The 12,268-nt window shown below is 64.7% G+C and carries 12 protein-coding genes; 9 read left to right on the forward strand and 3 right to left on the reverse strand.

The window, feature by feature from the left end:
• Positions 1 to 274 precede the first annotated feature (274 nt).
• Complete coding sequence (locus ACQ3C8_RS02930; RefSeq protein ID WP_428852391.1) at positions 275 to 2,197, forward strand: hypothetical protein; 1,923 nt, start codon at positions 275 to 277, stop codon at positions 2,195 to 2,197.
• Positions 2,198 to 2,275: 78 nt separating this feature from the next.
• On the opposite strand, the gene hemL is transcribed toward ACQ3C8_RS02930, so the two are convergent.
• Positions 2,276 to 3,568 (reverse strand): glutamate-1-semialdehyde 2,1-aminomutase, encoded by a 1,293-nt coding sequence (gene hemL / locus ACQ3C8_RS02935; protein WP_428852392.1) that lies wholly within the window; start codon positions 3,566 to 3,568, stop codon positions 2,276 to 2,278.
• 196 nt (positions 3,569 to 3,764) lie between these two features.
• On the opposite strand from hemL, the gene ACQ3C8_RS02940 reads away from it, so the two are divergent.
• Positions 3,765 to 3,935: a rubredoxin gene (locus ACQ3C8_RS02940; RefSeq protein WP_009521442.1), complete on the forward strand. Its 171-nt coding sequence runs from the start codon at positions 3,765 to 3,767 to the stop codon at positions 3,933 to 3,935.
• 77 nt (positions 3,936 to 4,012) lie between these two features.
• On the opposite strand, the gene ACQ3C8_RS02945 is transcribed toward ACQ3C8_RS02940, so the two are convergent.
• Complete coding sequence (locus ACQ3C8_RS02945) at positions 4,013 to 5,614, reverse strand: cryptochrome/photolyase family protein (protein ID WP_428852393.1); 1,602 nt, start codon at positions 5,612 to 5,614, stop codon at positions 4,013 to 4,015.
• Between the two features lie 164 nt (positions 5,615 to 5,778).
• On the opposite strand from ACQ3C8_RS02945, the gene ACQ3C8_RS02950 reads away from it, so the two are divergent.
• The 7 genes from ACQ3C8_RS02950 to ACQ3C8_RS02980 all read left to right on the forward strand — a co-directional run bounded on the left by ACQ3C8_RS02950 (position 5,779) and on the right by ACQ3C8_RS02980 (position 11,264).
• A complete protein-coding gene (locus tag ACQ3C8_RS02950; RefSeq protein ID WP_428852394.1) occupies positions 5,779 to 6,528 on the forward strand; it encodes a pseudouridine synthase in 750 nt (249 codons plus the stop codon).
• A gap of 85 nt (positions 6,529 to 6,613) precedes the next feature.
• A complete protein-coding gene (locus tag ACQ3C8_RS02955; protein ID WP_009521445.1) occupies positions 6,614 to 7,183 on the forward strand; it encodes a YqgE/AlgH family protein in 570 nt (189 codons plus the stop codon).
• Positions 7,176 to 7,592 (forward strand): Holliday junction resolvase RuvX, encoded by a 417-nt coding sequence (ruvX, locus tag ACQ3C8_RS02960; protein WP_009521446.1) that lies wholly within the window; start codon positions 7,176 to 7,178, stop codon positions 7,590 to 7,592. The genes ACQ3C8_RS02955 and ruvX overlap by 8 nt, the downstream gene beginning before the upstream one ends.
• Complete coding sequence (gene pyrR / locus ACQ3C8_RS02965; RefSeq protein ID WP_428852395.1) at positions 7,589 to 8,116, forward strand: bifunctional pyr operon transcriptional regulator/uracil phosphoribosyltransferase PyrR; 528 nt, start codon at positions 7,589 to 7,591, stop codon at positions 8,114 to 8,116. The genes ruvX and pyrR overlap by 4 nt, the downstream gene beginning before the upstream one ends.
• A 38-nt stretch (positions 8,117 to 8,154) precedes the next feature.
• Positions 8,155 to 9,120: an aspartate carbamoyltransferase catalytic subunit gene (locus tag ACQ3C8_RS02970; protein WP_009521448.1), complete on the forward strand. Its 966-nt coding sequence runs from the start codon at positions 8,155 to 8,157 to the stop codon at positions 9,118 to 9,120.
• A gap of 113 nt (positions 9,121 to 9,233) precedes the next feature.
• A complete protein-coding gene (locus tag ACQ3C8_RS02975) occupies positions 9,234 to 10,511 on the forward strand; it encodes a dihydroorotase (RefSeq protein WP_428852396.1) in 1,278 nt (425 codons plus the stop codon).
• Positions 10,512 to 10,517: 6 nt separating this feature from the next.
• Positions 10,518 to 11,264, forward strand: coding sequence for a lysophospholipid acyltransferase family protein (locus ACQ3C8_RS02980; protein ID WP_428852397.1), 747 nt, complete (start codon positions 10,518 to 10,520; stop codon positions 11,262 to 11,264).
• A gap of 107 nt (positions 11,265 to 11,371) precedes the next feature.
• Here ACQ3C8_RS02980 and ACQ3C8_RS02985 read toward each other — a convergent pair whose 3' ends face one another.
• Positions 11,372 to 12,196, reverse strand: coding sequence for a symmetrical bis(5'-nucleosyl)-tetraphosphatase (locus tag ACQ3C8_RS02985; RefSeq protein ID WP_428852398.1), 825 nt, complete (start codon positions 12,194 to 12,196; stop codon positions 11,372 to 11,374).
• Positions 12,197 to 12,268: the final 72 nt, after the last annotated feature.

The following is a 12,268-nucleotide window of genomic DNA, read 5'->3' on the forward strand; positions in this document are numbered from 1 at the left end:
TTTGTTTCATCCTCTCCGGACATCCGACGGCCCGAACTTGCAGTTGTTTCCAGTCAACCCTGCAAAGTCTCTTTATAAATGAAAACAAATTCTCATCAAAACACTTCAAGGAGGCGGACGCTTGTCCGGGCGGGCCATGTTGCAGAGGATCAGACATTTTTTCAGTACCGGGTTTTCGTGTACCTCGGCATCCGGGGAGCGAGAGGCGCCGCCGGTGGCCGTCGCTGTGTCGAGCAGGCGGACTGTATCTCCAGTGAGCACCGCGCCGAGTACCGTGGTCAGTGACACGAATTTTCCACGGCCCCCAGATCGCAAGGTCACGCAACGGCAGGATCTTGTCGCAGAAGCCGGCGCCAGCACTGTTGCGGCCCAGCGTACGCCGGTGACCTCATCCTCCGCGCGAAATCGCGGCCATGTTTCCGGCGCGAAATCCCGAACATCCGGCAGTCCCAGGAATGCCGAGCAGAAAACGACCGCGTTTGAACAACGGGACGATGCAGGTGTTCAGCGGCCCCAGCGCAAGGCGCGTGCGACCAACACGCCAGCCCGGAACGTTACCCGCTCGGCGGTTGGCGGAAATGAGTCATCATCCCGGGCGAGACGTACCGGCGGGTCGCCGGTACGGGCAGCGCAAATAGAAAGTGCCCAGACGGCAGCGGTGAAGGCAAGAACATACCAGTGGCCGGCGGATGCCAAAAAAATCAATCTGAACGGTGCCGCTACGGTGCCTGGCGAACGCAGCGGCGTATCCATGCCGGCGGCCTGCCGTCATCTCACCGCAGCTGCGGCGCATTGGCGTCTGCAGCACCCTGGACAGGAATTCAACTTCGCGGAGAGATTCCGGGATGCGGAAACCATTGCGCGCAACATGCCGCCCGATATCGAAAGTCTCTCTGAACACATGCGCAGACGGGCATCACAGAGTCACGTGTTTTCGATGGAGCAGTTCGACGCGGTTATCGATCAACTCAGATGGAGTCTGGACCGCGACAAAAAAGAGCATGTCGCCTTTCTGCGCACGGGCGGCCATACCATGTTGCTGAGCATCCGCAAGGACAGGATTGCATTGTTCGATCCTAACGACACTCATCGTGAAGTGCGGATCGATCTTGCGCCGCGTGAGCGTAGCGGCCTCCAGCTGCGTGAGTTGCTTTCAGACAAGAAGCTGGCACGCTACTTCGCACATGGCCCTGTTGCGACGATCCAGGTCCTGAAGCCGGCACAGCGTGGCTATGCTTCGATCGAACGGGAGTTCCGCAAGCATGAGTACGATGGCGGACGCGTGCATGAATACCCCGATGTGAGAGTTCATTGTGGTCCTTCGGCGTCGTTGCTCCGTGTGTTGCTGCGTGACAAGAACTGTAAGTGTCGCCAGCTGATCAATTTTGATTTTCTCGGCAAGATGAGCAAACTGGCGAGCGAGGAGGATGGTGTCGCGCGGCTACGCAATATCCTGGCAGCTTCGTTTCCTCTCGATGAGGCGGCCGGCCAGAAGCATCCCTACATGACGTCGTTCAGGCGCGATTATTCCGTCGGCGCCCATGCGCTGGTGCGCTTTCTGGAATATCTGCTGGAGACGCCCGGACCACGGCTGGAGGGCGCCGAAGTTGGCAAACAGACCGCTGGCATGCGCGACGCGGTGATCCAGGGCAATCTTCCGGCCGCATGGAAGCTGCACGAACTCGATGTCGCGAAAATCATGGATGGGCGCTGCCGCGAATCGTTTCTCCTGATGGTTGGGCTATTTGCACGGCACGTGCCACATCAGTTGACGGATGCACTGTGCTCTGACCTGGTCCCGCACCTGACAGAGCAGCTGGCGCGGACACTTGCCGCCGAGTCCTTTGCGTTCTCCCTCAACGGGGCGAATCATCAAGGTGAGCTTCTTGCTTTGATTGTCGAGACATTGCAGCGCTCACCGAGCGATGACCAGCAGGCGCATCAACGCAGCGTGCTGGCCCGTGCAACGCTCGGCGCGCTTCGCCACCAGTTTGATCCAGCGCGTGACAAGCGCCATGAGCGGCAGACACACATCCTGTTTTCGAAGCCGGCCCCTGCTGCAGAGCAGGTGTCCGAGGCCGCACTGAACGCGGCCATGTCCGTCTTGGTGTCGGTGATCCCTGACGCAACGGAAGACATTCGGGCGCTTGGACGCCAGCGGGCTAACGCCCTCGCGTTGCGCACAGGAGCCGCATGACCGGGGTGGCCAGATGTTGACGCGCGGGACACCGCTTGCCAGCGGCATATCGCTGCCCGCCCTCCCGCCAGGGTGTCCTTACAGCTTGCCGAACGCCGTGCGCGCCGCCTCCAGCGTGGCTGCGATCACCGCATCGTCGTGCGCTGCGGAGACGAAACCGGCTTCGAAGGCCGATGGCGCGAGATACACGCCGGCATCCAGCATGGCGTGGAAGAAGCGGTTGAAGGCAGCCGTGTCGCTCTGCGTGACTTCGGCAAAGCTGCGCGGCACTTCGGCGCGGAAGTACAGGCCGAACATGCCCCCCACGGTGTCGGCGCTGAACGGCACGCCTGCTGCCTGTGCGAGCGCCACGAGGCCATCGGCCAGCTTGCGCGTCTGGGCCGCGAGAGCGTCGTGGAAGCCCGGCTTCTGGATCAGGCGCAGCGTGGTTAGGCCGGCCGCCACCGCCAGCGGATTGCCGGATAGCGTACCGGCCTGGTACACGCCGCCGAGCGGCGCAAGCGCCGCCATGATGTCGCGCCGGCCGCCGAAGGCCGCCGCCGGCAGGCCGCCGCCGATCACCTTGCCCAGGCAGGTGAGATCGGGGCGGATGCCATAGAGGCTTTGCGCGCCGCCGAGCGCCACGCGGAAGCCGGTCATCACTTCATCGAGAATCAGCACCGCGCCATCGGCCGTGCACAGGTCGCGCATGGCTTGCAGGAAGTCCTGCGAGGCGCGCACCAGGTTCATGTTGCCGGCCACCGGCTCGACGATCACGGCGGCGACTTCGCCGCGGTGTTTCGCGAATGCTTCTTTCAGTTGTTCGACGTTGTTGTACTCGAGCACCATCGTGTGCTTCGCGATGTCCGCTGGGACACCGGCCGACGACGGCGCATTCTTGGTGGTGTCGGCAAAGGTTAGCAGGCCGGAACCGGCCTTCACTAGCAGGCTGTCGGCATGGCCGTGGTAGCAGCCTTCGAACTTGATGATGAGGTCGCGGCCAGTAAAGCCGCGCGCCAGCCGCAGCGCGCTCATGGTGGCCTCGGTACCGGACGACACCATGCGCACCTGCTCCATCGACGGCATCAGCTTGCAGATTTCCTCGGCGATGGTGATCTCCGCCTCGGTCGGGGCGCCGAACGAAAAGCTGCGATCCACCGTCTCGCGCAGGGCCTGCACCACCTCGGGGTGGGCATGGCCGACGATCATCGGGCCCCACGAGCCGATGTAGTCGATATAGCGCGTGCCATCGGCATCCCACATGTACGGGCCGCTGGCGCGCTCGATGAAGCGGGGCGTGCCGCCGACCGAGCGGAAGGCGCGCACGGGTGAGTTGACGCCGCCGGGAATGGTTTGCTGCGCGCGTTCGAAGAGTTGCTGGTTACGGGACATGTTGCTGACCTGAAAAAAACAGAAGTGGGGAAACCGGACCCGATCCTGGCGGATTGGCGGCGCAATGTCTGGCATCTGCGGCGCAAATCACCCGGGAAGTTGAGTGGCGCAGCGGAGATTTCTGGTCTCGACTGCACCGATTAGGGTACCATCTGCGCTGAATTTTAATGGATCGACGCCGAATCGACGTGGAGTTATGGAATACAAGACCTGGATGTGCCTGATTTGCGGCTGGATTTACGATGAAGCAACCGGTGCGCCGGACGATGGCATCGCCCCCGGCACCAAGTGGGAAGACGTGCCCATCAACTGGACCTGCCCGGAGTGCGGCGCCCGCAAGGAAGACTTCGAGATGGTGGCGCTCTGAGGCCACGCCGCAGCGCCGCGTCCCGTGGCGCTGCCTCCTACTGGCCGGATGCCGGCCATTCCCAGTTCTCCCGTCGTCTAGCCCTGACTGCTGCCAGCGTGCTTGCCTGAGTTCCTGACTGGTCGTTTTGCCTCCTGCGGCGGACCGGACGTGGCCTTGACTACCTGGTAGCGTTCCAACGTCTGTTGCCGAGCCTCGGCGTGGTCCACCAGCGGGTACGGATAGTCTTTCCCGAGTTTTACCCCGGCCTCGGCCAGCACCGTGGCGGACGCAGCCCATGGGGCGTGGATGTCCCGGTCCGGTAATTTGGCCAGTTGCGGCAGGTAGCGCCGGATGAACTTGCCCTGTGGATCGAAGCGCGTGGACTGCGTGACCGGGTTGAAGATGCGGAAATACGGTTGCGCATCGCAGCCGCTGGACGAGGCCCATTGCCATCCGCCATTGTTCGCGGCGAAATCGTGGTCGGTGAGGCGCGCCGCGAAATATGCTTCGCCGCGCCGCCAGTCGATGCCGAGATCCTTGCACAGGAAGCTGGCCGTCACCATGCGCAACCGGTTGTGCATGTAGCCGGTGGTATTGAGCTGGAGCATGGCGGCATCCACCAGCGGGTACCCGGTGCGGCCTGCGCACCAGGCGGCGAACGCCTCTTCCGCGGCCGCACCCTCTGCCCAGCGGATCCGGTCGTATTCGGGTTTGAAGGACTCGCCTGCCGCTACGCGGGGGTGATGCGCCAGAATCATCATGTAGAACTCGCGCCAGATCAGTTCCGATAGCCAGGTCTCCGCGCCACGGCTGCCCGCCAGCATGCGCTGGTGGGCACAGGCCGCCAGTGTGCGGATCGATACGGTACCGAAACGCAGATGCGCAGAGAGATAGCTGGGCCCGCGTACGGCCGGAAAATCGCGCCGCACATGGTAATCGTCCAGTCGCGCCAGGAAATCGTCGAGCAGGGCCTCGGCGGCGGCACTGCCCGGGGCGAGCGGCGGTGTTTCCGGCGCTGCATCAAAGCCGAGATGCGCCAGGGTCGGCATGGTTGCTGCCGCTGTTGGTTCGGCAGCAGGAGCGGCGCGCAGGACGATGTCACGCGGCGCCAGATCGGCCGGCGTCAATCGCCGCAACCAGGCGTTCTTGTACGGCGTGAAGACCGAAAATGGCTGCCCCTGAGCCGTGAGCACTTCGCCCCGCTCGAAAATCACCTGATCCTTGAAATCGAAGCAGACGCAGGACAGCGCCTGCAGACGCGCCGTCACCGCCTCATCGCGCGCGATGGCGGCAGGCTCATAGTCTCGGTTGTAGAACAGCGCATCGATGCCGAGCGTCTCGACCAGCGACGCGAGCGACTCCACGGCCCGGCCGTGCTGCACGATCAGCCGGTTGCCGGACGCTGCCAGTGCCGCATCCAGCGCCGCCACGCAGCCATGCAGGAAGGCCACGCGCCGATGCCCCGCGCGGTCCGGAGCGCGGGCCAGCGGTTCGAGCAGGTCCGGGTCGAAGATAAAGACGCACAACACCGTTTCGCATTGCGCCAGGGCGTGGTGCAGCGCGGCGTGGTCGACACAACGCAGGTCGCGGCGGAACCAGACGAGCCCTCGGCGGAAGGGACGGGACGGCTGGGAGCAGCCCGCAGGCTGGGCTGCGGAAGCAGTCCGGGAGTCGTCGGGAGCACGGCGGGCGGGCATAGGCAATGGCGGTAGGGGCGGGGACGGCTGGGAATGAGCGGGACGACCGGAAAAGGTCTGTGTCGCCGCTTTCCCGGCATTATCGGCATCGCGTGGCGGCCTGTCCATGCATGCCCGTGCTTCAAATCATGCCGTGGCCATGAATATCCGTTACCCTTCGCCCCATGACACTTGATCGCATTCTCCAGTCCCAGGGTTTTGGTTCGCGCCGCCAGTGCGCGCAGATGATTCTGTCCGGTGACGTGCTGGTCGACGGCGTGCCGTGCGACGACCCCCGCGCCGATTTCGTGCCGGACGGCCGCATGCTGACGGTCGATGGCGTCGACTGGCGCTATCGTGCACACGCCTACGTGGCGCTGCACAAGCCGGCCGGCTACGAATGTTCGCAGAAGCCCCAGCATCATCCCTCGGTGCTGACCTTGCTGCCGGCCGAACTGCGCCTGCGTGGCGTGCAGTGCATCGGCCGCCTCGACCAGGACACCACCGGCCTGCTGCTGCTATCAGATGACGGGCAGTTCATCCACCGTTACAGTTCCGCACGGCGCAAAGTGCCGAAGGTGTACGAAGTCCAGACCAGCGAGGCCGTGCAGCCTGAGCAGGTGGCGAGCCTGCTGGCCGGCGTACTGCTCGAGGATGAGCCACAGCCGGTTGTCGCGCAAGGTTGTGAGCAGACCGGGTCACATGGCCTGCGCCTGACCCTGACGCAAGGCAAATATCACCAGGTGAAACGGATGGTGGCTGCGGCCGGAAACCACGTTGCAGCGCTGCACCGCAGCCAGGTGGGTGGGCTGGTCCTGCCCGGCGACCTGCCGCGTGGCGCATGGATGTGGCTGGAGGCGGATGACCTGGACAGGCTGGCGGATGAGGCGGAGGACGTGACGCAGGCAGGCCAGGGCGGTGGCGTAGCAGGGTGATGTGCCGATTCCTGCGGCAATTGCTAGGCCGGAATCGCCCGGCAGCGATCCGATTTGATAAAATATAGCCACTATGTCCAGTGCCATGCGTTCCGACGCACCCATCGACCTGACCAATCAGTTTCTCATTGCCATGCCCGGCATGGCCGATCCGCTGTTTTCCGGAACTGTCGTGTATGTGTGTGAGCACAATGAACGCGGTGCGCTCGGGCTGGTGATCAACCGTCCGATCGACCTCGACCTGGCGACCCTGTTCGACAAGGTCGACCTCAAGCTCGAGATCCAGCCGCTGGCGCAACAGCCCGTGTACTACGGTGGTCCGGTGCAGACCGAGCGCGGTTTCGTGCTGCATGACGCGACGGGGACGTTCTCGTCCTCGCTGACGGTGCCGGGCGGGCTGGAAATGACGACTTCCAAGGACGTACTCGAGGCCGTGGCCGATGGCAACGGCCCGCACCGCTTCCTGATGACCCTGGGTTATGCCGGCTGGACTGCCGGGCAGCTCGAGGAAGAGCTGGGCCAGAATGGCTGGCTGACCGTGGAAGCCGATCCGGACATCATCTTCAATGTGCCTGCCGACGGCCGCTTTTCCGCCGCCCTCGGCCTCCTGGGCATCGACCTCACCATGCTTTCCGGTGAGGCCGGGCATGCCTGAGCAGCCCGCGGGCACGGTGCTCGCCTTTGACTACGGCGCCAAGCGGATCGGCGTTGCGGTCGGCAATACCGTGACGCGCGACGCGCGCGCGCTCGAAATCATCCAGAACCTCGATACCGCGACCCGCTTCAATGCGGTGGCGCGCCTGATTGCCGAGTGGCAGCCGGTGCAGCTCGTGGTCGGCATGCCGCACCATCCGGAAGGACCGGATGGTCCGCAGCCGGCCATCGGCTACGCACGGCGCTTCGGCAACCAGCTACACGGCCGCTTCGGCCTGCCCGTCACCTGGGTCGATGAAAGTTTCTCCTCGGTTGCCGCGCGCTCCGCCGGGGCGCAACGCGGGGCGCTCGATGCCGAGGCGGCGCGCGTCATCCTTCAACAGTACTTCGACGAGCAAGCGACAGCATGACAGTTTCTTCGATCGACGCAGAAGCCCTGTACCAGACGCTTCTGGCGCAACTGCGGACCGCCCTCGGCCCGCAACTCGCAGCCGGGTCCTGGTCCATTGCCGGCATCCACAGCGGCGGCGCGTGGATTGCCGCGCGCCTGGCGGCCGACCTCGGATTGCCCGAGCATGGCGTGATCAACGTGGCGTTCCACCGCGACGACTATGCCAAGAAAGGTCTGCACAGCCAGGCCGCGCCGACGACCTTGCCGTTCGATGTGCTCGATCGCTCGATCCTGTTGGTGGACGACGTGCTGGCGACCGGCCGGACGATCCGCGCCGCCGTCAACGAACTGTTCGACTACGGCCGCCCCGCGCGCGTGGCGCTGGCCGTGCTGGCCGACCGTGGCGGACGTGAACTGCCGATCGACACGACCTTCGTCGGCGGCACCGTCAGCCTGCCGGCCGATGCGCAGCTCGCGCTGCGCCAGGAGCCCGATGGTCGCTTCGTGTTCGATACAGTTTCGTCCGCCGCACCCTCTGCTTAATTGCCGCCTAGTTGTCACCCAATCGCCGGAAAACACGCATGAACAAGATGTTCCGCAACCCCCAGCTCACCCGCAACGGCGAGCTGAAGCATTTGCTGTCGATCGAGGGGCTGTCGCGCGACATGCTCACGCACATCCTCGATACCGCGAGCCAGTTCGTCTCGGTTTCCGACCGCGAGGTCAAGAAGGTGCCCCTGCTGCGTGGCAAGAGCGTCTTCAACCTGTTCTTCGAGAACTCCACGCGCACGCGCACGACTTTCGAGATCGCTGCCAAACGGCTGTCGGCCGACGTGCTCAACCTGAACATCAATGCCTCGTCCACCAGCAAGGGCGAATCCCTGCTCGACACCATCAACAACCTGTCGGCCATGCATGCCGACATGTTCGTGGTGCGCCATGCCAGCTCGGGGGCGCCGTTCCTCATCGCCCAGCACGTCGCGCCGCACGTGCACGTGATCAACGCCGGCGACGGTCGCCATGCGCACCCCACGCAGGGCCTGCTGGACATGTACACCATCCGGCATTACAAGAAGGACTTCACCAACCTGACGGTGGCGATCGTCGGCGACATCCTGCATTCGCGCGTGGCGCGCTCCGACATCCATGCCCTGACCACGCTGGGCGTGCCCGAGGTGCGCGCCATCGGCCCGCGCACGCTGCTGCCGGGTGCGCTCGAGCAGATGGGCGTGCGCGTGTTCCACGACATTGCCGAAGGCCTCAAGGGCGTTGACGTCATCATCATGCTGCGCCTGCAGAACGAGCGCATGAGCGGCGCCTTGCTGCCCTCCGCGCAGGAATACTTCAAGGCTTATGGCCTGACGCCGGAGCGCCTGGCGCTGGCCAAGCCGGATGCCATCGTGATGCACCCGGGGCCGATGAACCGCGGCGTGGAAATCGACTCGGCGGTCGCCGACGGCGTGCAGTCGGTGATCCTCAACCAGGTGACATTCGGCATTGCCGTGCGCATGGCCGTGATGGGCATCGTGGCGGGCAACAGCGACTGATGACCGGTATGCGTACGGCCATGGCATGTGCTTGTCGCATACGCGGCACGTGGCCTGGAACAGCAACAGATGAGTGGGTTCCCGCCAAGCGGGGATGACGGAGCAAACAGCAGATGAAAGTGCAACTCAAGGGTGGACGTGTCATTGATCCGGCGAACGGGATCGACGGCCAGCATGACGTGTTTCTGGCCGCCGGCAAAATCGTCGGCGTAGGCCAGGCCCCGGCGGATTTCCATGCCAACAAGGTGGTCGACGTTTCCGGGCTAGTCGTGGCGCCGGGCCTCGTCGACCTGTCGGCGCGCCTGCGCGAGCCGGGCCAGGAATACAAGGCGACGCTCGAATCGGAAATGGCCGCGGCCATGGCCGGTGGCGTGACCTCGTTGGTATGCCCGCCCGATACCGACCCGGTGCTTGACGAGCCGGGTCTCGTGGAAATGCTCAAGTTCCGCGCGCGCAACCTCAACCAGGCGCATGTTTACCCACTCGGCGCGCTGACCGTCGGCCTGAAGGGCGAAGTGCTGACCGAAATGGCAGAGTTGACCGATGCCGGCTGCGTGGGTTTTTCGCAGGCCAACGCTCCTGTTGTCGACAGCCAGATCCTGATGCGCGCCATGCAGTATGCGCAGACCTTCGGCTTTACCGTCTGGCTGCGCCCCGAGGACCCGTACCTGGGCAAGGGCGGTGTCGCCGCGAGCGGCGCCGTGGCATCGCGGCTCGGCCTGTCGGGTGTGCCGGTGATTTCCGAAACGGTGCGCCTGCACACCATCTTCGAACTGATGCGCATGGTCGGCGGGCGCGTGCACCTGTGCCGCTTGTCCTCAGCCGAAGGCATCGCGCTGGTCCGGCAGGCCAAGGCCGAAGGGCTGAACGTGACGTGCGACGTGAATGTCCACCACACGGCCCTCACCGATGTCGATATCGGCTACTTCGATCCGCAGATGCGCCTCGTGCCGCCGCTACGCAGCGGACGCGACCGCGATGCCATCGTCGCCGGCCTCATCGATGGCACCATCGACGCGATCTGTTCGGACCACACCCCGGTAGACGACGACGAGAAACTGCTCCCGTTTGCCGAGGCATCGCCCGGCGCGACCGGCCTGGAACTGCTGCTGTCGCTGGTGCTGCGCTGGGCCGCCGAATACCGCATTCCGCTGCCGCAAGCGCTGGCGCGCATTACCGCGGATCCGGCGCGCGTGCTCAACCTGCCGCTTGGCACATTGTCCGTCGGTGCCGCAGCCGATCTGTGTGTCTTCGATCCCACTGCGACGTGGAAGGTCGAGGCCAGGCAACTCAAGAGTCAGGGCAAGAATTCGCCGTTCCTTGGCTATGAGATGCCGGGCCGCGTCCGCATGACCATCGTAGGCGGCCACATCGCATTCGGCGCGCACTGATCCATCGTGATCTGGCTCAAGAAAGCCCGCCTGGCCGGCCATATCGTCTGGGGCGTCACCATCTGTGCGGTGGTGTTCCCGTGGTCCGGCCATGCCGCGCGTCACCGCCACATCCGGCGCTGGTCGCAGCGCCTGCTTGAACTGTGCGGCGTGCGTCTGGAGGTCCGCGAACTGGCCCCGCTGGCCCGTGGCAGGAATGACACGGGCGGCGAACGCGGCTTCATGGTGATCGCCAACCATATCTCGTGGCTCGACATCTACCTGATCAACGCCTGGCAGCCAGTGCGCTTTGTCGCCAAGTCGGAGATCCGCAACTGGCCGGTGATCGGCTGGCTGTGCGCCAAGACCGGGACATTCTTCATCGACCGCAACCGCAAGCGCGACGCCCGGCGCATGATGCACGACCTGGTTGAGCATATGCAGCACGGCGATATCGTGTGCGTGTTCCCCGAAGGCACGACCGGCGACGGACGCGATGTCCTGCCGTTCCATGCCAACCTGATGCAGGCGCCGCTGCATGCCGGGGTGCCGGTGCAGCCCGTGGGCCTGCGCTATCTCGATGAGCAAACCGGCGAATGGACGCCCGCGCCCGCCTACATCGGCGAGCTGACCTTGCTGCAATCGCTCGATGCCATTCTGCGGGCGCCCCCGATACGCGCGCGGCTCACCGTGGGCGAACCGCTGCCGACCGACGAACGGACCCGGCGCGAACTGGCGGAGCTGGGCAGCGACGCGATCCGGCGGTTGCTGTAGGCAGGTCTCAGCCTGCCTGGTGTGCAGGCGTTCCTGCGTAGGGCGTGCCTTCACATCCCCATCATCCACCTGGTTTGGGGGCGGTCACCGGCCCCGAGCGGCTGGATTCAGCCGAGCGGATCCTGCATCTGCGGACATTTCACCTGTTCAACCGTGCGTTGTGCGGGATCGAGATGCAAGCGTACTGCCGACAGGCAGCCTCCCCACACGCAACCGGTGTCGAGCGCCACCAGGTTGTCGCGCAACACCAGGCCAAGAGTCGACCAGTGGCCGGTGACGAGCACCGTGTCGCGAGTCTGGCGCCCCGGCACGTCGAACCACGGTAGATGGCCGGGGGGAGCGCCACCCGCGCCTTCCTTGGTTTTCAGGTCCATCACCCCATCGGCGGTACAGAAGCGGATGCGTGTCAGCGCATTGACAATGACGCGGTGGCGTTCCGTGCCCACCAGATCATCCTGCCAGCGCTCGCCACCCGGCCCGAAAATCCGCCCCAGAAAGCCCTCCCAGTCCGGCCCGCGCAGCTGTGCTTCGACTTCCGCAGCCAGGGCGAGCACCTGCGATGTGGTCCATTGCGGCAGCACCCCCGCATGCACCATCAGAAACCCATGGTCAGCGATGGCCAAGGGCTGATGCCGCAGCCATGTGATCAGTTCTTCCGCATCCGGCGCGTGCAGCAACTCGTCCAGCGTGTCCTGGCGGCCGGGTTTGCGTACGCCGGCGGCCACGGCGAGCAGGTGGATATCATGATTGCCCAGGACAGTCCGGGCACGCTTGCCCATGCTTCGAACAGCGCGCAGCGTGGCGGCGGAGCCAGGGCCGCGATTGACGAGGTCGCCGGCGAACCAGAGCGGTGCATTGGCGGGCAAGCGGTCTAGCAGGCGCAACAGTGAGGCATGGCAACCTTGGAGGTCGCCGATGGCGTAAGGAAGCATTTCGGAATGTAACGGTATGTCAGGCACTCTGGATCACATAGGGGAGCATGAATGGAACCCTGACGCAATCCC

The sequence above is a fragment of the Imbroritus primus genome (assembly GCF_964332355.1).
GTDB classification, from domain to species: domain Bacteria; phylum Pseudomonadota; class Gammaproteobacteria; order Burkholderiales; family Burkholderiaceae; genus Imbroritus; species Imbroritus primus.

What these genes read in the sequence shown, in the direction of transcription:
- hemL (WP_428852392.1), bottom strand. Translation starts at nt 3,568, where the DNA reads ATGTCCCGTAACCAGCAACTCTTCGAACGCGCGCAGCAAACCATTCCC.
- ACQ3C8_RS02940 (WP_009521442.1), top strand. Translation starts at nt 3,765, where the DNA reads ATGGAATACAAGACCTGGATGTGCCTGATTTGCGGCTGGATTTACGAT.
- ACQ3C8_RS02945 (WP_428852393.1), bottom strand. Translation starts at nt 5,614, where the DNA reads ATGCCCGCCCGCCGTGCTCCCGACGACTCCCGGACTGCTTCCGCAGCC.
- ACQ3C8_RS02950 (WP_428852394.1), top strand. Translation starts at nt 5,779, where the DNA reads ATGACACTTGATCGCATTCTCCAGTCCCAGGGTTTTGGTTCGCGCCGC.
- ACQ3C8_RS02955 (WP_009521445.1), top strand. Translation starts at nt 6,614, where the DNA reads ATGCGTTCCGACGCACCCATCGACCTGACCAATCAGTTTCTCATTGCC.
- ruvX (WP_009521446.1), top strand. Translation starts at nt 7,176, where the DNA reads ATGCCTGAGCAGCCCGCGGGCACGGTGCTCGCCTTTGACTACGGCGCC.
- pyrR (WP_428852395.1), top strand. Translation starts at nt 7,589, where the DNA reads ATGACAGTTTCTTCGATCGACGCAGAAGCCCTGTACCAGACGCTTCTG.
- ACQ3C8_RS02970 (WP_009521448.1), top strand. Translation starts at nt 8,155, where the DNA reads ATGAACAAGATGTTCCGCAACCCCCAGCTCACCCGCAACGGCGAGCTG.
- ACQ3C8_RS02975 (WP_428852396.1), top strand. Translation starts at nt 9,234, where the DNA reads ATGAAAGTGCAACTCAAGGGTGGACGTGTCATTGATCCGGCGAACGGG.
- ACQ3C8_RS02985 (WP_428852398.1), bottom strand. Translation starts at nt 12,196, where the DNA reads ATGCTTCCTTACGCCATCGGCGACCTCCAAGGTTGCCATGCCTCACTG.